Origin of the sequence: Sphingobacterium sp. B16(2022), from assembly GCF_012030425.1 — a bacterium.
In the GTDB taxonomy this organism is placed as follows: Bacteria; Bacteroidota; Bacteroidia; order Sphingobacteriales; family Sphingobacteriaceae; genus Sphingobacterium; species Sphingobacterium anhuiense.
The window spans coordinates 1,992,114-2,011,764 of record NZ_JAAUVN010000001.1 but is presented as its reverse complement, the minus strand read 5'-3'; the positions used below and the strand labels follow the sequence as shown (position 1 = coordinate 2,011,764).

At 38.0% G+C, this 19,651-nt stretch carries 14 protein-coding genes; 12 read left to right on the top strand and 2 right to left on the bottom strand.

Annotated elements, in window-relative coordinates; all coding sequences use genetic code 11:
* Positions 1-144: 144 nt before the first annotated feature.
* The 3 genes from HCX49_RS08850 (at position 145) to HCX49_RS08840 (ending at position 3,565) form a co-directional block, all read left to right on the top strand.
* On the top strand, positions 145-2,358 hold the full coding sequence (locus tag HCX49_RS08850) for a sensor histidine kinase (RefSeq protein ID WP_168126850.1): 2,214 nt from the start codon (positions 145-147) through the stop codon (positions 2,356-2,358).
* Positions 2,351-2,980 (top strand): response regulator, encoded by a 630-nt coding sequence (locus HCX49_RS08845; protein WP_132773625.1) that lies wholly within the window; start codon positions 2,351-2,353, stop codon positions 2,978-2,980. The genes HCX49_RS08850 and HCX49_RS08845 overlap by 8 nt, the downstream gene beginning before the upstream one ends.
* A 111-nt stretch (positions 2,981-3,091) precedes the next feature.
* Positions 3,092-3,565 carry a hypothetical protein gene (locus HCX49_RS08840; RefSeq protein WP_132773627.1) on the top strand — a complete coding sequence of 158 codons (474 nt, stop codon included), beginning with the start codon at positions 3,092-3,094 and terminating at the stop codon, positions 3,563-3,565.
* 262 nt (positions 3,566-3,827) lie between these two features.
* On the opposite strand, the gene HCX49_RS08835 is transcribed toward HCX49_RS08840, so the two are convergent.
* Positions 3,828-5,129 (bottom strand): hypothetical protein, encoded by a 1,302-nt coding sequence (locus HCX49_RS08835; RefSeq protein ID WP_168126849.1) that lies wholly within the window; start codon positions 5,127-5,129, stop codon positions 3,828-3,830.
* Between the two features lie 474 nt (positions 5,130-5,603).
* Between HCX49_RS08835 and HCX49_RS08830 the strand changes: the two genes are divergently transcribed.
* From HCX49_RS08830 to HCX49_RS08810, 5 genes are all read left to right on the top strand, one after another.
* Positions 5,604-6,314, top strand: coding sequence for a hypothetical protein (locus HCX49_RS08830; RefSeq protein ID WP_168126848.1), 711 nt, complete (start codon positions 5,604-5,606; stop codon positions 6,312-6,314).
* A 206-nt stretch (positions 6,315-6,520) separates the two neighbouring features.
* On the top strand, positions 6,521-7,081 hold the full coding sequence (locus HCX49_RS08825) for a hypothetical protein (RefSeq protein WP_168126847.1): 561 nt from the start codon (positions 6,521-6,523) through the stop codon (positions 7,079-7,081).
* 334 nt (positions 7,082-7,415) lie between these two features.
* A complete protein-coding gene (locus tag HCX49_RS08820) occupies positions 7,416-7,748 on the top strand; it encodes a hypothetical protein (RefSeq protein ID WP_168126846.1) in 333 nt (110 codons plus the stop codon).
* Between the two features lie 44 nt (positions 7,749-7,792).
* Positions 7,793-8,125, top strand: coding sequence for a hypothetical protein (locus tag HCX49_RS08815; RefSeq protein ID WP_206368323.1), 333 nt, complete (start codon positions 7,793-7,795; stop codon positions 8,123-8,125).
* Between the two features lie 667 nt (positions 8,126-8,792).
* Positions 8,793-9,860: a serine hydrolase domain-containing protein gene (locus tag HCX49_RS08810; RefSeq protein WP_168126844.1), complete on the top strand. Its 1,068-nt coding sequence runs from the start codon at positions 8,793-8,795 to the stop codon at positions 9,858-9,860.
* A 241-nt stretch (positions 9,861-10,101) separates the two neighbouring features.
* On the opposite strand, the gene HCX49_RS08805 is transcribed toward HCX49_RS08810, so the two are convergent.
* Positions 10,102-11,112 carry a GntR family transcriptional regulator gene (locus HCX49_RS08805; RefSeq protein ID WP_206368321.1) on the bottom strand — a complete coding sequence of 337 codons (1,011 nt, stop codon included), beginning with the start codon at positions 11,110-11,112 and terminating at the stop codon, positions 10,102-10,104.
* Between the two features lie 244 nt (positions 11,113-11,356).
* On the opposite strand from HCX49_RS08805, the gene HCX49_RS08800 reads away from it, so the two are divergent.
* Genes HCX49_RS08800 through HCX49_RS08785 form a run of 4 tightly spaced genes read left to right on the top strand, consistent with a single transcriptional unit; the run spans position 11,357 to position 19,630 of the window.
* Positions 11,357-14,494 carry a SusC/RagA family TonB-linked outer membrane protein gene (locus HCX49_RS08800; RefSeq protein ID WP_168126843.1) on the top strand — a complete coding sequence of 1,046 codons (3,138 nt, stop codon included), beginning with the start codon at positions 11,357-11,359 and terminating at the stop codon, positions 14,492-14,494.
* A gap of 14 nt (positions 14,495-14,508) precedes the next feature.
* Positions 14,509-16,077 carry a RagB/SusD family nutrient uptake outer membrane protein gene (locus tag HCX49_RS08795; RefSeq protein ID WP_168126842.1) on the top strand — a complete coding sequence of 523 codons (1,569 nt, stop codon included), beginning with the start codon at positions 14,509-14,511 and terminating at the stop codon, positions 16,075-16,077.
* 23 nt (positions 16,078-16,100) lie between these two features.
* Complete coding sequence (locus tag HCX49_RS08790; protein ID WP_168126841.1) at positions 16,101-16,985, top strand: DUF5017 domain-containing protein; 885 nt, start codon at positions 16,101-16,103, stop codon at positions 16,983-16,985.
* Entirely contained in the window at positions 16,982-19,630 is a 2,649-nt protein-coding gene (locus HCX49_RS08785) for a glycerophosphoryl diester phosphodiesterase (RefSeq protein ID WP_132773645.1), read from the top strand. The genes HCX49_RS08790 and HCX49_RS08785 overlap by 4 nt, the downstream gene beginning before the upstream one ends.
* Positions 19,631-19,651: the final 21 nt, after the last annotated feature.

The window sequence follows — 19,651 nt, the reverse complement described above, 5'->3', positions numbered from 1 at the left end:
TATCTTATTATTGTTTAACTATTTTGTCTTTTTACGTGCATTTCAACAGTCTTTTCATATTTTGGTTTAATTATAAATTGTTAAAGAAAATATGATTATAAAAAGATGTTGTTCCTGTCCTAAATCTTGCTTTCAAAAGCAAACATGAAAATCTGTACAGTGAAGAAGTATTTAGTATTAATTTTAGTGATGTTTTTCTTCGGGAAGATTAGTGCTCAGAGTGCTGTTGAAACCGCTGCAAGTGAATATCATCAGGTCGCTGAAGGCAGTGAGCAACAGCTACTGTTGGCGGGCAAATATGCGCATGCACTTTTTTTTAATGGTCAGCAAAAGGAAGCGATGGAGTTGCTGCAAAAAAATATAGCTAGAGCATCTAAAAAGCTTGATGGACAATACGCTGCACAGCTGTGTGGTATTGCCGCAATGAACAGCAAGATACTAGAAGATAATACATCCGCTAACAGATATCTCGCGCAGGCTAAAATATTTGCAAAAAAAACCAAAGAGCTGAGCATTAAAGGATATGTGTCGTATTGTGAGGGTTGGATGCATGCGAGGAATAATCAGGAGCAACAGGCGATCCGATGCTTCCAGAACGCTTTAGTGTTTTACGATCAAGCCCCTCAGACAGATATCGTTATATCTAGAAAAACTGCAATTTATAAGGAGCTATCATCGATCTATTCAAACTGGAAAACATATGACTTACAGGAAAAATACGCTAAACTTACTCTGGAAGTCGCTAAATTAAGAAATAGACCCATGGATATTTTTGACGCTTACATGTCTATGGGATATAATTATCAGGAGCAGTACATCAATCAGCCCGAAAATGAGCATCTTCGTAACCAGTCTGAAAGTTATTACCTCCAAGCTATTAAATTCTATGAAAAGAACAGCTCAACAATGGCTGTGCCCTCTGACTTATCTTTTGCAGCAATTAACCTAGCCAATCTGTATTTACAGTATTATCCGGCGTCCTATAAAACAAAATCGCTCCAGTATGCGCAACAGGGACTAGAAGTTGGACAAAAAACAGAACAATATGCTCAGGTAGCTTCGGCTTATGGAATAATGGCAGAATATAGCATGAAAGAAGGTGATACAGAAACCGCAAAAAAATACCTCCTTGCTTCATTAGCCACGCTCATGAAAGATACTGTAATAGAAAATACGATTGCCCTTAGCTTATATCAAAAGCTCGCAGAGGTATATGAGACAGAAGGTCAGTATCATGAAGCCTATCATTACTATAAACAATATGTTAAGCTCTACGAAGAGGTTTTCAATGCAAATAAAATGGAACAGGGGCGCAGATTAGAAGCGCAGTTTGAAAAAGAGAGACAGCAACAACAGTTGATAAGACTGCGATTTGAAGCCGAAAAGAGAAAACAACAAATCTCGTTGATGCATGCGCATAATAAGGCGCAGCTGCAGGATTTGGAAAACTTAAAATTAAATGAAGAAATTCAGCGTCAGCATATAGAAGTTATCCAGCTAGAGGCAGATAACAGAGGTAAAGAACTTAAACTTTCACGTGTTGAGATACTGCAGCGGGCAGCACAACTTAAAACTTCTCAAAAAGAACTTGCATACAAATCAAAAATAAATTCAGTCTATTTTTTCCTTATCCTGACATTTATCATAGCTGCCATGTTGATCTATTATGCTTATCGCCAGCATCTCAAAACATTAAAACAGAAAGAAAGCCTACAGGTTTTGGTCTCCATGTTAGAGGGGCAGGAAACCGAACGTTCACGTATCGCCAGAGATCTTCATGATGGATTAGGCGGTATTTTGTCCGGGACAAAAATCACTTTATCCGGTCTTACGCTATTGAATGAGAATGATTCCAGTAGAAATACACTGAATAAATCTTTAGATCAGCTCGATGTTGCTGTAGTCGAGTTGCGCCGCATTGCACATAACCTTATGCCTGAACTATTGGATAAATATGGCTTGGAGGAAGCTCTTAAAGAATATGCTGAACGCATGAGTAACGATGAGCTTGAGATTTCCAGTCAATTTGTAAAGTTGGAAGCCGACCTTTCAAAAGATAAACAAATAGTCGTCTACAGAATAATCCAGGAGCTGGTAAATAATGCGGTGAAACATGCTCAGGCTTCACAGATTATAGTGCAACTGTCGCAACACAATGATCATATCCTGATCACTGTGGAAGATAATGGAAAGGGCTTTGATCCGCATCTTGCAGATGGAAAAAAATCAGCCGGAATTCACAATGTACAGTCTCGCCTCGAATTTTTAAGCGGGAAGATGCATATTTATTCCCGTGCCGGAAAAGGTACAAGTATAGAAATAGAGTTTCCGATAAATAATAATCCTTATTATGGTTAATATAGTAATTACTGATGATCATCCGATGATGCTGGAAGGTTTAAAAAATATTCTAGAGGCAGAACCCGATTTTAAAATTTTGGATTGCTTTACAGATGGTAAATCAACACTAGAACGGATTAAACGGATTAATCCTGATATATTATTGCTTGATATTAATCTTCCTGATACGAATAGTATAGAGTTAGTCGCCTTATTTAAGAAACGGTGTCCACACATGAAGATTGTTGCTATCAGTGTTCATAATGAATACGCTGTCATTAATAGTATGATCACACAAGGTGCGGACGGATATATCCAAAAGAATGCTTTAGGACCGGAGATTATAGCAGGTATTCGGAGCGTGTGTCAGGGAGAACTTTTTTTGTGCGCGAAGACTAAGTTAAAAATGAGTAAGAAAGATAATATTGGTCTTCAAAATGTACCTAAGCTCACGCGCAGAGAGAAGGAAATATTAATGGAAGCAATCAAGGGATCAACTACCGTTCAAATCGCCGAAACTTTATTTATCAGTCATCATACAGTTGAAAGTCATAGAAAGAATCTCATCGAAAAATTTGAGGTTAAAAGCATTGCATCTGTCATAAAACTTGCACTTGAATATGGTATTCTTCGTGACTAATGGCCAAAAAACCACTACATTCAGGGATTTGCTGAAATTTTTTCATCCTTTAAATTTGTTTATCCTTCAGAAGAGGTTTTAACAAATTATCAACACAAAAAATAAAAAGAGATGAAAAAAGTGATTTCAGGAAGTGCTGCTTTAATTATGTTCTGCACACTTTTAAGCTGTGGCCAAAAGAAAGATGCAGTTGCCTATAACAATGAACTGATGACGATTATCAACAGTGAAGAGGTACATATTAGCGAAATGAACAGCGCAATGCAGTCAAAAAAATATGATGAAGCAGGAAAAGTAGCCCTAAAATGGGACCAAGCTGTAAAAGAAGACATTAAAAAGGTTGAAAAAATTGGCGATTTCAACGGTGATGACCAATTGCAGCAAGCCATTCTAAAAGGGTTGAAAGGTTATGGTAAAATTGTTTCAGAAGATTACCCAAAACTGATTAACATTAGAAAGAGTACTACCCAAGATCCGGTGGTAGAACAAGGATTACTGGACAATATTAATAAGGCATTTGAAGATATGGCAAATGGTGTCAATGTCGCTTCAGATAAATTTGAAAAAGATTACGCCAAAAAATAGGTGGACATAAGAATAAATAAAATAGTCGGTGATGGAGATCACCGGCTATTTTATTTATTACCCCTTACGCTTTACTAGCTTAAACGATCTTCTTCAATCGGCAGCATACTTGCTTTCTCTTTAAGAAACTTCCATTTATACCCTTCCTTTACTGGCATAGGGAAAAACTGTACCGTTGAGGTTTAGCCGTAGAAATCATAAACTCTCAATCCAATGTCATCAAAGGAGAGTGGACCATCCATTTACCATTGGAAACTTTTCATTAAAACTTTTTTAAAGGTAATTTCAGTTGCTGCATGTTGGATACCAATGGTTTTAGGTGAGATTCACGATCCATAAAAACCGCTGATATTTTATATATTCCAGCAGACAAACCGTCAGGAAAGAAAGGTACATAAGGGTACTCATCCACATCTTCGTTCTCACTTTTATCATGAAAAATAACGAACTGTTTTTTTTCAACATCCCATTGTACCATATTGTCATCAAGCACAGCTCCGGGTTTAAACCACTTTTCATCCGCTTTATTGGCTTGTATATCCTTTGGGTTTTGTGGTGGTAGTTTTAAATATCCTGTATTGTAAAGAGGGTAGAGGAATTTGTTACCATTCTCATTTTCCAAAAGAATGTAAATTTTTCCGTTATATGATTCGAATATTTTATTGGAATAATTGTTCAGTGCAATACAGAAATAAAAGCGATCATCTCCACTCTGAGGATCTATCATGACCAGGTTTAGGCCATTGTTATTCTCCTTATAGTGAAGTTTGCTGATGTCCATCTTTAACTCTGACACATTGACCCATTGTTCTAGTGTTTCAGAAGCAGATTTATATTTTATTTTTAGCCACTCCTTTCCTTCAAAAGCGGTGATCTCAAGAAAAGCTCCTTTTTCGACAAAGCTATTAGAAACAGCTTGATATCCCGGCTCATTGTATAATCGAAGCCTGGGTACCTTTACTTCAATTATAGGTATATTTTTATCTTCAAAATTTTCTAGTTTTACACTTTTTATACTCCCATCCACATTATACATACGGATTTGATATTGGTGAATTGCAAGTTCATAGTCATGCAATACCTGTGAATCGCCAGCACTATACAGTTCACATTGCTTATTAAAACCGAATTTTATCCATTCTTGCGCATTGCTATAGCTGATGATCATGCCAGGCTCTTGCTTAGTGATGATAAGGTTACTGAATTCATGGTTCGGATAGTTGAGTTCCCTATAAGATGAAGATTTAGGCTCAAATAAAAATATAAGGGCATCATTTGACTGATGTTCATCCGAATTGAGAACTAGATCCATATACCCGTCATTATTGACATCGTAGGTTTCAATAAAAGACAGCGTACGTTTCCATTTTTTGAGTAACACAGTTTTATTATTATTATTATTCAGCTTTGCGACAATACCTTTTTCAGTTTCATCGACAGTAACGGTAACAGCTTCGTTCACTTCGAAAGTAGGAAACCGCGATTGTGCCTGTGTGCTCAGATTATCAATAAAGGAAAAAAGTATAAGACCGAACAATTTTTTGTATGCTGTAGAGAATGCCATCTATCAAACCTACGCATATCTTGTTGACAAAAACATCCCTGAATATAGTGTAGTTTAGGTCACTTTCTCTCTCGCTCAACTTATAACCTGTCTAAAATCAATTAGATTTAGCTGTGGTGTCTATTTTATTGGCAATCAAAAATAAAAAATCAATGATGTAATATTAAAGGAAATCAACAATGACCTAATATAAAGAAATGATAAGAAGGGACATGGATAAGAGTACAAGACAATTAGACGAATTAACAAGTATCCGAAACCTGAATAGCAATATTAACCAAAAACGAAGTCTGAAGATTGCTGTTCTCTAACCTAATTCATATTTTAGTAGTTACTATGGTTAAGTTGATATTTTAGAAATCTTATAGACGATGGCAGAAATTGATCTGAATGGGGCAAGATAAATCTTAGCGAAAAGCTCAAGTCCTATTTCGTAGCTTTGTCAAAATATTATAGTTTGTAACTTTATTTTAAATGAATAAAAAACATCTGCTTGCATTACTTCTCCTCACGATAACTCATTTTACGTACGCGCAATTTGCAGAAATTATCGATAAAGATGGTTATGTAAATGTGAGGAAACAACCCACAGTTACTAGCAAAATTGTTTCAAAAATTAACACTGAGGAGATTGTCTATGCATTTCCCGATGAAAAACTTCGGGATTGGGTCATTGTTGATTATACCGATCGTCAAAATGAGAATATTACTGGATATGTACATCAATCTAGGATTAAACTAATTGAATCTTATGAAAAGATCCCAATTAAATCCTTTAATGATAGCATTGCAAAATTTATATCGAAAAATGTGACTGTCGAAATTAGGTCCGAAAAATTTGATTACAAAAAAAATAAAAGATACTTTTCATCGACAAAATATGAGGATTATACCGTTGAAGACATATTCAAAGGACAGCAGGTATGGGGAACTGATGGTACGATTCCTATAAGTCATTATACATCCATAAAAGCCACGATAAAAGGTAGAACTATCCAAATCCCAGAAAATGAGATCGAGAATCTGTTTAATATAAACAGTGAGTTTGCAGCATGTTACTATGACAATCCAAATGATACTTTATACATTACTTCTGTCAATGGTGATGGTGCAGGAGGATATGCTGTATTGTTTAAGATTGAAAAAGGGATCTATAAAGCCCGAGTTGTAACAATGCCTTTTTAGCATAATAAGGGAGATTTCAGTTTTTGATTAATAATGCAGAAACAACGCTAAGTACATAAAAAAATAATCAAAAAAATATTTAATTATAGGAGTCTTATTACTTATCACTTCACTAAACAAATAAAATGAATAACATTAATAAATATTTTTACCGCTATATTATTTTCATTTTAATCTCAGTCCCAATGCATCTATTCTCCCAAAGTATGAAAAATAAAAACAAGTATACTTACGAGGTTAGAGAAGAAAAAGGGGACTTAAATCATGATGGCAAAATGGACAGAGTAACTGTGAAAATGGATACTGTAGATGAAACAAGACCATTAAGATTGCAAATTTTCCTCTCTCAACCTAATGGAAAGCTAACTTTGACAGTATCCTCAGATAAAATCATTGAACCGCAGTATCCTGCTGAAAAACAAGGTGAGTTTAATGGTTATCAAATTCCTAATTTCTTTATTGAAGAAGGGATTTTAAAAATGTGGAGCGAAATTAAAGGCGGAAATATTACCTATCATTTCAAATATAAAAGAGGAAATTTTGAATTGATTTATGTCGATAAGCTTACATATGACGCGCCCCAAGGTTATATTGATGAAAATACAATATTCACAGAAACAAAATTTGACTTGATTACAGGTACTAGAACTGAATCCGATGAAAAATTAGGTTCAACTAGACCACTTGCAGTCCGAAAAAAAAGAGTTTTAGTACGACCTTTACCCAAAATACAGGATGTTAAATTTTCGGATAAAGATCTATATTAACGATATTTCTTCGAATATTGACATCATGGTACAAAGGATAATGATAAAAGTTCATTTGCCCATCAGACTCTTTATTTAAGTATAAACTTCACAATGGCAGGAGCCAACCAATAGATGAAGGCAATTGGAAAGTAACTCAATCCATCAACTAGTACAAATGAGTTAAGTTAGAATGCACATGTTTCGTTAAAGTCACGTCGAGATGTGGCTTTACTTTATTCCATTTCTAAAGTTTTGGACGATATCTTTTTCTTCTTAAATAGAGGTTTTGTTATTGTCGCGATTTATAACTTATAAGCGTTATATTTAATATAAACACTAAATAATTTAAATTATGAATAAAACTTACCTATTAATATGCGACCTGTTGACTGTTGTAATTCTATTTTATGCCTGCAAAAAAGACAATAAATATGAAGAGCTAACTCAGCTTGCGGACATAAAATTACAGGAAGCGATTAAGCTTGCCGAAAATCAATCTTGCAAACCGATAGAAGAATGGCGTATAGATACCTTTTCTTACCGTTATGTATCCGTGCATCCAAGTTTTGAAAAAGAGTATAGTAAATTGATTAAAGAATACAGAAAACTTTTTGAACAGGCCAATAAAGCGTACAAGCCAGGTAAGAGCGGTGCGATTGTTTGTAATATTATAATACTTCACTAGTTGAACTACCTCCACACTTTGGTGTCCGTTGCATGGATGGTAAGATGATTGTATCATTGGCTACAGATCTTGAGCTAGTAGAGATTAACCAAAGATTGGAAGTGCTATTTCCCAAGGTAAGGGATTTCTTCAAAGATACACCTTGTACTGATCCGAGTAAATGGGGGGTAATCACTTTACGAAAAGACTGTGAATTTATACCTATAGCGATCACAGATACACCTAACTTTAGAACTTTTGCAGAAATGGAACAGCAATACAGCTCTTTAAATGCCGCTAAGTTATGGTTGACTCAAGGAATAGGCTGTCAGTCAGTTAATCCCAACTCTTCCAAAAATGTAGTGTGTGTGGATGGCAAAGCCAGTATAAAATTATAAAGTGCTTTAGATAGATCTTCGGAGGTGAAATTTTTAATATAATGCAAATGTTATTTTGTTTACGTTCAATATCGTTGCTTCAGTAACATGCTTTATCCTGAAAATGAAATACTACATGTAAGTTTACTGTATCGTTTATATTAGCATAGGATTTCAGGTAATTATGTTATGGGAGGTATAAGAGGTTGGGCAATATTGACTTGTGAAGACATGCCTACATAAATTGTAAACGTGATTATATCAATACGCTAGCCTAAGCGAAAAAATTAGTTTAGAATTTCATTGGAGTGCAAAATGCTCGCAACAAGAATCGCGAAGGAAGAGATTAATGTTGCATTATAAATTTCCCGTGAAGAGCCCCGAAGATCTCTACGTAATAAGATTGAAAAACTGAAATAGAACTTTTTTTTGTATACAGAACCGCTTGGATGACCAAGCGGTTTTTTTTGTGCTAATAAAAGAAATTCTTAGAAAGACATGATTTAAAATTAATGACAAATACAATAAACCTGTTAAATTAATTATGATTAACCGACTTCTTAGAGTGATTTACCGATAATAATATGATATTCACCTCTTTTGGATGTGATATCGTGTAATATTATCTTAGTTTTATTGCTGTACATTTTTAGATAACTGTTGTAATTCTTAATGAAAAACCTAACTGATGAGAAGATTATTTTTAATATTAATTTTAATTTCTGTTTTTGGCATTTTGTCAGCTCAAGATTTTAAAGAAAAAATTGATAGCATTATTAAAACAGAATTTATGCAGGTAAACGAACCAGGTGGAGCTTTTTTAGTTGCTAAAAATGGTAAAGTGCTTTATAAAAAATCTTTCGGGAAAGCCAATTTGGAATTAGATGTTGATATGACTATCGACCATGTGTTTCAAATAGGTTCCATGACCAAACAGTTCACCGCTGTTGCCATATTAATGCTTGAAAAACAAGGAAAATTAACTGTAAATGATCCAATCTCTAAGTTCATTCCTAATTATCCATCTGGTCATAAAATTACGATAAAACATTTGTTAACACATACGTCGGGAATTCAAGATTTCACTAAAATGAAATCTATATCAGATATTGCTCAAAAACAGATGACCCCTGAAATGATGGTTAACTTTTTTAAAGATGAGCCTGTTAATTTTGAAGCCGGAGAAAAATTTGAGTATAATAATTCAGGCTATGTTGTACTTGGATATATAATAGAATTAGTGTCGGGCATTACTTATGAAGATTTTATACAAAAGAATATTTTTCAAAAAATTGGAATGAATAATTCCTATTATGCTTCAGATCGAAAAATTATAAAATCTAGGGCATATGGATATCATCAAAAAGCAGATGGTTTTGTTAATAAAACATGGATCAATTTTAGTGTCCCATTTTCTTCAGGCTCTTTGATGTCAACATTAGAAGATTTATTAAAATGGCAAAATGCACTAAATGATAATCAGGTATTGGATTCATTAAGTCTTAGTCAAGCATTTAAATCATATAAATTAAACAACGGTGAAGTCAGTTCGTATGGATTTGGCTGGCATATTAAAGAAATTAATGGTATACCTACAAGAGAACATGGAGGCAGTATTTTTGGATTTAAATCTATGGCCGTTTACATTCCCAGTAGAGATATTTATATTGTTGGATTGAGCAACTGCGATTGTCACTCACCTACAGAGTTGGTTCGGGAAATTGCTAAGATTACACTTGAAGTTATGAAACAATAAAGGCTTCTCAAGGATTGATAATATTTTGTATAAGCTGGTAAAGCTTTCTATTCAACTAGCTATAATTAAAATGAAAAAACGAGATATTCAAAAGTATTTAATTGATTTTTAATATTTCTGAAAATATAACCGTTTTATAAACAGACACTTAATTGCGAACTGACCCTGCCAAGAATAAAGTGGCATTTACAAAAAAGCACAGCTTATCCGATCTTTAAATGCTAACTGTACCAAAAATTAATTATAGTGAATTTCGGATAATAACTTGAGTAGGGTTGCGGACATTTACAATTTTCTTTTGAAGTATAACTTCAGCAGTAGTTTTTCCCATTGCCTGAAAATCAGTAGAGATTACGGTAATTCCTCCCTCGAGAATCTCTTTAACATCTGTATCATTGTAAGAAATAAGACCAATATCGTAACCTAATGTAAATCCATGCTTTTTAGCTAATTTGATCAGTGATACATCGTCAGAATCGTATCGACTAAAAGTAATAAAGGCAGTATGCTTTTCAAATTTGTTTTCATCTACTTCCGACTGGATATTATATTTAACGTTGAACTCCTCGCAGTAACTAATAAAGCCTTTGATTACGTGCTTCGCATGTAAAGCTTCGGGGTGTGCAATAAGTACAAGATTCTTATATTTTTTAATATTATCCTGTAGAAGACTAAGACTATTGTAGATATCGTATTCGTAGTCTTGGTAAATACAGGCATAAAGACCAGAAAGCTCCAATTGATTGTAATCAATAATAATCCGTTTGCTAGGTGGAACAAGATTTATTATTGAAGAGGGATCTTCTTTTAGAAATGTGACAATAACAAAATGTGTATAATTATTAATGTTTTCAGTGATAATATTTTTGAAAACATTAAAGTTATGGTGGTGAAAGTAAACATCAATATCCGCAATACCTTTCGTTTCAGCAAGCAAAGATTGATAAATCTGTTCACGCATAGGATTCATTTTATCGAGAAGAAGCAGGATACGATAAGAATGTTGTACCTGTATTTTCTTTACATAATACCCTTTGCGGTATACCGATTCGATTACACCTTTTTCAAGCAAATAATTAAGCCCTTTCAGCACAGTCTCCTTACTCATGCTGAGTTGATCCTGTAATTGTTTTAAAGAAGGAATACGATCTCCGATATGAAGGTCATTCTTTTCGATCAACGCATAGATGTGATCTACCAACTGTAGATACTTCATACGTGATCCATTACCTATTTCGTTTGTCGTGGACATGTGCGTGAAAGTCATATATAATAATAACAGTCAAACTTAGATAAACTTGTTTTCATATGCAAGTTCAGATCATATCATAGGATGAGTTTTTTTAACGATTTCCGTGTATATAAAAACTAGTTCTGAAAATAGAATTCTTTTTTTATCATTTTTTTTGCGAAAGCAAATATAATTTATAATTTTATAAAAGCAAACCAGTCTAGACCAGACTAGTTTAGGGAAGATAACTAATTATAAATATATTATGACTCTATTTCATCTAAGGACAGCTTGGCTGTTTTTAGGAATTCTTTTCATTTCTTTCTCCTCCTTTGGCCAGCAGTCTAGGTCTGCGAAGGGAAGAGTAGTAGACGTAAAGGGCATTCCTTTAATCGGGGTTACTGTTTCTAATCAAAATAAATCCGTCAATACCTCGACAGATTCTATGGGTAATTTTTTAATATCTCCAATTTTCAAAGATGAGCTCCTGCTGTTTTCAATGATCGGACATGTAGTTGTAGAACAGGCTGCGGTATTGGATAAGCCTATGGTGATCACATTATTGTCAAATAGCCAAATGCTTGATGATGTCGTCATAATTGGTTACGGTACTACAACAAAACGCGACCTGACCGGCGCTGTGGGTCAGGCTAATCTGACGGATATGCGAAAAGCGCCAGTAGCGAATTTTGAAGAAGCATTGGCTGGACGGGTAGCTGGAGTACAGGTAAGCTCGAATGATGGGCAACCGGGAGCGGAGCTTAAAATTGTTATTCGAGGCAACAACTCAGTCACTCAGGATAATTCTCCACTGTATGTAGTTGATGGATTTCCTGTGGAAACTTCCGTCGGGAATATGATCAATCCAGAAGAAATAGCATCCTTAGAAGTGTTGAAAGATGCCTCTGCCACCGCTATATATGGAGCAAGGGGAGCCAATGGTGTGGTGCTGATTACAACAAAAAAAGGTAAAGTGGGAGCACCAGTCATTAATTACAGTGGCTGGGTAGGGCTTAATCAGGTCATCAAAAAACAAGAGGTTCTCGATCCCTATGAATTTGTAAAATATCAATTGGAACAAAATCCTGTGCTTTATACAGGTATTTATCTTAAGGAGGGGAAGAAGCTGGATGATTATAGAGATATGGAAGGAATCAATTGGCAAGATAAGATATTTCGCAATGCCGTTACACACAATCATACACTTGCCATGCGTGGCGGCAGTGAGCTTACGCGATATGCAATCTCAGGATCGGCACTGGATCAAGATGGGATTATTTTAAATAGTGGCTTCAATAAGTATCAGGGGCGGATAGTCTTGGATCAGACCATAAACACAAAATTTAAAGCGGGAATAAACTTAAATTATACAGCCTATAAACGATACGGTACAGTTGTGTCCGAATCTCAGGTAAGTCCAACGGCTAGCCTGATGTATGGGATATGGGGATTTAGACCGGTCACTGGAAGTGATTTGGCTGATGCATCGTTAATAGATGATCTCTTTGATCCAGATATGGACCCCAGTGCCGGTACAGATCTACGTATCAATCCTTATCTAGCTGTGCAGAATGAGTATAATCCATTGTTCAGCACTAATCTAACTGCCAATGGTTATCTGGAGTATAAACTGGCAAAGACCTTAACATGGAGAACGACTGGTGGTTATACTCGGATAAATCAAAGACGAGAAGTATTTTTTAATTCTCGGTCTAGAGGAGGACATCCATATACAAATAATAAAGTAAACGGTTCGATCTGGAATAACGAGATCACAAACCTGTTAAATGAGAATACACTGTCTTATGATAAGAAATTTAAAGGAGGACATCGCTTAAGTGCTGTAGCAGGGTTTACCTTACAGGATATTCGGAATTACACCAATGGTTTTTCATCTATCCTGGTACCCAATGAGGCATTGGGTATCAAAGGACTGGATGAAGGACAGGTGACAACGGCCCCGATTACAGATCAGGCCAATGGACTGGTATCCTATTTGGGACGTGTTGACTATAATTACCGGTCACGGTATTTGCTGACACTTTCATTCAGAAGTGACGGATCATCAAAGTTTCCTAAAGCAAATAGATGGGCTTATTTTCCTTCGGGATCTTTTGCCTGGCGGCTGAAGGAAGAAAACTTCCTCAAGTCATTGACCGTAATCAATGATGCTAAAATACGGGTAGGTATAGGCTCGACCGGCAATAACCGGGTATCTGATTACGCGTCACTTAGTGCATTGCAAATGAACCCAGCCTCAGGTTATAGCATTGGTAATAGCGCTGGCCAAGGAATGGTGCCGACCAACTTGGGAAATCCAAATCTGAAGTGGGAAACCACCGTACAGACCAACGTAGGACTTGATGTCTCCCTATTCAAGAATCGGGTATCTCTAACCACAGATTACTATCATAAGGAGACTCGTGATCTATTGTTAAATGCGACTTTGGCACCTAGTATGGGATTCCTGACCGGGTTCAAGAATATTGGTCGAGTATCCAACAGTGGGATCGAATTTACTTTAGAAACCAAAAATGTACAAACTCCAAATTTTTCATGGAATTCGAGCTTTAATATCGCATTCAATAAAAATAAAGTGCTCGAACTGAATGAGGGGGAACCAAGCCTTGCTACCCGTGTTACATGGGGCAACTTTAACAATGCATATCCTTACATCGCTATACCGGGACAGCCAATTGCTTTGTTTTACGGTTATCTGTTTGACGGAGTATATCAGTATGCAGACTTTGACGAGGCCAATGGCAGTTACATATTGAAGACAGGAGTGCCCAATAATGGTGTCCCTAGAGCAAATATTGAACCTGGAGATATCCGGTTTAAAGATATTAATGGTGATGGGCAGGTTGACAACTACGACCTGACGATTATAGGCAATCCAAATCCAAAGCATATTGGTGGATTCAATAATAACTTCATTTACAAGAATTTTGACCTGAATGTCTTTTTACAATGGAGCTACGGAGGTGATATCCTCAACGCCAATCGTATTGAATTCGAGGGAGGAGATCCTGTCGCTCGTGGTTTCTTAAACATGTTTGCCTCTTTTGCAGACCGATGGACCCCAGAAAATCAAACCAATGATCTCTATCGGGTTGGTGGACAGGGGCCCGCAGTGTACTCTTCCAGAACGATCGAAGACGGGTCTTATCTGCGCCTCAAGACGGTGTCTTTGGGATATACCTTCGATGCCAAGCAGCTCAAAAGAATACGAATGTCATCGATACGAGTATACATGGCGGCTCAGAATCTGATCACCTGGACTAATTATTCTGGACTCGATCCTGAAGTGAATACACGTCCCGGAGCATTGACTCCGTCGTTTGACTGGTCTGCTTATCCACGACCTCGTACAGTGACACTGGGACTTGATCTTAATTTTTAAACTAACCCTCAATCATGATGAAAAGCATCTATATTTTATCCATATGTATGGTCTGTCTAATCAGCTCATGTTCCAAATTATTGGACAAAGAACCGGATTTTGTGACGACTGAAAATTATTTCAAGAGTGAAGACGAATTGATGAATAGTCTACATGGCGTTTATAATCGGTTGATCGATACGTATGGTCGTATGTACAGTCGAGGACTCTTCAGCTACTTTGTCCTCAGTGATGAAGCTTATTTTAAGAATATATCCATCAACAATATCAGAGTGATGGTCATGAATGCAGCAGATCTGGACATCGGTAGATTATGGGAGACGTTGTACGAAGGAATAAACAGGTCAAATCTATTATTGGAAAATGTAGATCGGGTGGATATGGATATCACCAGGAGAAATGCCATAAAAGGTGAAGCACTCTTTATGCGTGGATACTATTATTATGTGTTGACTGATCTTTTTGGTGAAGTTCCTCTAAAACTGTCGTCTACCCAATCTCCAAATGAAGCATATCCTACCCAAGCGACTTTGGCAGTTTTGTACGCACAAATTGTGAAAGACATGGAAGAGGCTGAAAATCTGGTCTACGAAAGTGGAGAAGTCGCTAATGAAAGAGTTTCCAAAACAGCGGTCCAAGCAATGTTGGCTCGGGTATTTCTAAAAATGGCTGGTCAGCCACTTAATGATCAATCCCGCTATCAAGATGCCCTCCACTATGCTGATAAAGTAATCGCTTCTGGAAAACATGAGCTCAATCCTGATTATAAGCAAATATTTATCAACCATTCACAGGATATCAATGATGCTAAAGAATGTCTTTGGGAAGTGGGCATGTTTGGTAATAAGATAGGCAATATTGATCAGGCTGGGATGGTCGGTATTGAGAATGGAATAGAATGTCCTGATGAACGTATTGGATATTCCGGCGGGGCAATGCGGATCACAGCCAAGTTGTATGATCTATTTGGTCAAAAGGATACCATTAGACGCGATTGGAGTATCAGCCCTTATCGTTTTGTAGTCGCTTCTGGAACGACCTCACGGCGATACCATACTGCGGCGCAATTGTACGAGCGGAATCCCGGCAAATGGAGACGGGAATATGAGATAGGTACCAAAGCACGCAGTTATAATTCGACTAATTTTCCGATGATCCGTTACAGTGATGTGCTGCTGATGAAAGCCGAAGCCGCAAATGAGGTTAATGGATCGCCTACAGTGGAAGCCTATGAAGCCGTCAACCAAGTTCGCAGAAGAGCTTTTGGTACACCTTCAAGTATGGTAAACAAAGATAGTGATGTACCCGCAGGATTGGATAAAATTGAATTTTTGCAATATATCCAAGATGAACGTTTGCGCGAGCTCTGCTTTGAGGGTATTAGAAGACATGATCTGATCCGTTGGGGAATCTATGTGCCAACTATGAATACACTAGGAAGAGATATTTCGACCAACGCACCTGCGGCACATCGGTATGGCGGTAATGCAGGTCTGAATGCAACTGAAAGAAATGTGTTATTCCCGATCCCCAACACTGAAATTACCATCAATAAACAGATTGTCCAAAATCCAGGTTGGTAAATCTGGATCTAAATAGAGAAGAAATGAAAAGATTGACAATTTATATCATGACGGCCTTACTGCTAGCTAGTTGCATGAAGGAGGATATCGCCAGCGCTGATCTTCAGGTCCTGACGAGTGCATCGGAATATAGAGTAGGAGATACTGTCGTATTCCGATTTGAGGGGGCTCCGGACAATATCGTGTTTTATTCAGGAGAACATGGTCACAACTACGAACTGAAGGATCGGCAATATGCAGACAATGACCTACAGATTGATTTTAAAACATTGGTGCAGTGGGGCGTAATCTATCAGAATCTACAATTGTTGGTCTCCAATGATTTTAGTGGAGTGTATAATCAAGAACAGATCGCTAAGGCAACCTGGGTGGATATTTCCGACAAAGCTGTATTCTCCACAGGCAAAGACAACACAGCTTCTGGAACAGTGAGTCTGAAACCTTATGTCGGCACCGTCGATACAGCGTCACTTTATGTCGCATTTCGGTATACTGACTTCCAAAAAAAACAGCAGAACAGATGGGTCATCCGTACTTTTAATGCTGACAAAGTGTCTCCGGAGGGGATGACGACAAATGTAGCGACGATGTCCAGTGCCGGCTGGGAAGCCGTCAGCATCTTGAATGATAGTAAGGTGTGGGACATTTCTGCTAAACAGCTAATGATGTATGGGGGAGTTGCCTCCGATACCGACAACGATGACTGGGTCATTTCTAAAGGATTTACAGTGAAAGCATCTGTAGCAGATAAAGGAATCGCACTGAAAAATATCAGTACCACTATGCAGGAATACAGATATGTGTACCAGAGCCCCGGGATCTACAAAGCAGTATTTGAAACTTCATCGGATTGGTACAGTGGGCGTCAAGAAGGATATACCGAAGTAACAGTAGAAATCAAGCCATGATCATTATACACATACTCAATAAAATAGGTAAGCAGGGCCGTACCGCAGGAAAGTGTCTTATTTTACTGCCGCTACTGTATTGTTCAGAAGCATCTGGGCAAAGTCATGCCGAAGTTGCTTTGGAAAATAGTGCCGTACAGTTGGTGTGGCGTCATGCAAAAACTGGCTATAACCTTCAATCTGTCGCTTTAAAGGGAAGGGAGGGAAAGGACTATTTAACTATGGCTACGCATCAACGAACGGTGTTGTTCTCGAAAGAAAAGCCGTTGGACACAGCAGTTACAATCTATGATAAACAAGGGAAAACGATTCAGTTCCCAGACTCCCAATACCGCTACGTGACACCAGTATGGTCGCAGAGTCTATCGGCTGTCAGCTTAAATATTGCTGGCGAAGCCTGGTCTTATCAACCGACTTCCGTGAGCTCTATTTCGAAATCAGCGCTTACTTTCCAATATGGTAGTGAAAAATTTGAAATGTCGGAAGAATGGAGTTTGGATTCCAATTATGCCCATGACATCCGTGTGCGTATGACTTTGGTTGCCAAGGAAAGCGGTTATTATTCGTTATCAACCCCATCTTTGGCTACAGCAGATCAAAAACAATTTCAATGGGCTGTGATTCCGGGATTATTTCAAGGAGCGCAACTCAATCCTGACTTTGTAAGGGCGTATGCATATGGTCATGGTATACCTGATCGGCCGGTGGTTGTGCGGGAACGAACAGCGTCTACATTAACCTCCTTATTGACAACGCAGGCGGGAATAACCTTAGCCACTGTGGCCGAACCGGGAACGGCGAGGGATCCATGGCCGGAGAATGTCAAGACCCATGCAGACTGGAGACTCGGATTGTCTCTGATGAATCGAAACAGTGAACTGACACCCACCCTATATCATCCTGTATTGGGATCGACCGGATCTTACCTAAAGGAAGGTGAGCAGGTAACATTTTCTTTTCGGTATACCATCCAAAAAGCAGGATGGTATGACGTCCTAGGACACGTGATAAAAGACGTGTATCAATTTGACGATTTTTTAAAGATGAAGAAAGCAAAGCGGTCTTTGACGGATCGTCTCTACGCTATGTATGATTATGTCATTGCTGACAGTACATCTAAGTGGCGAACGGAACGTTACGAGGGGGAGGTGATCGGAGCTCAGGATTATCTGGGTGGGGTCTATGGTTCCGAAAAAGACGCGATGAAAAACTCAGATTATGGAGCGATGTGGATGCTGGCCAGATTGACTGGAGACACGAAGTTGAAGGAACAGCGACTTCCTGCGGCTTTAAACTTTAAGCTGAAACAGCAGCATAGCGAACAAGGATTTTTTTACGGGTCGGCAGCAGGCCAGTACTACCTGCATCGCAGTAAGCGATTTGCTGAAGAATGGGGCCCATACAGTGAACCTATCGGTACGACATACTATATGTTAATGGATATTGGTAATATATTACTTTTTGAACCAGATCGGACAGCTCTTAAGCAAGAGCTGCGAAAAGCAGCAGATTGGTTGTTATCAAAAATGCATCCGGATGGACACTGGGAGGTCGCCTATGACAACCAGTCAAACACTCCGATGTTCGAGGATTTAGCAGATCTCCGTCCAACATTTTACGGCCTACTGGTTGCTCATCAGTTGCTGAAAGATGAAAAATATAAAGAAGGGGCCATCAAAGGAGCAAAATGGTTTGTGGAAAATGCTGCTAAAAAAGGATGGTTTCTCGGTGTTTGTGGAGACACCCGATTCGCCCCGGATTTTGCAACAATACAGTCCGTGCAAGCCCTGATAGATATGTATAAGCTGACAAATGATGAACAGTATCAAAATGCGGCGCTACAAGTGGCCAAGTACTATACAACAGCTATCTATACGCATCCCATGCCATCCCGTACGACTAAACAGGTAAACGGTGTGACGCGAGAGGACTGGGAAATCAGCCAAGTGGGGTTAAGTTTTGAGCATGGTGGTATCATGGGGTCTGCCAATCATCATGGCCCTATTCTGCTGTCAAGCCACGCAGGTCTATTCGTTAGGCTTTATGCGCAGACAAATGATAGCTTATTTCTGAATATGGCAAGAGCGGCGGCGTGGGGACGGGACGCATTTGTGGACGCCTCTACAGGAGTAGCATCTTACTATTGGGATGCCATGAATAAAGGGGCAGGTCCATTTCCGCACCATGCGTGGTGGCAGCTGGGGTGGATTACAGACTATCTAATAGCTGAGGCAACACTTCGATCGAATGGACAAATTACTTTCCCCAGTGGGTTTATCACCCCTAAAGTGGGCCCTCATCGTAGCTATGGCTTTGAAAAGGGCAGCATATTTGGAAGATCCGTGGATTTGAAAATGAAAAAAGGACTTGTAGTTCTGGGTAACGCAAATGTAGATTATATCTTGGCTACAGATAGCGATAATAAGGAGCTCTATATCATCTTGTTGAATAATAGTGTAACTCCACAATCCTTTCGACTTTCTGTAGCTGAAAACCAATCCCGTGAGATATTTGGGTTGATCGGAAAACAGGCGCATGTCCTCAACTCGAGGGGTGCCGAGGAAGTACGCATGGATAGTGCCGAAGATTGGGAAATCACATTGCCCGAGACTGGACTCAAAATCGTAAGGATCACCTATCATTAATCTTTAAAAACAACTAACAAC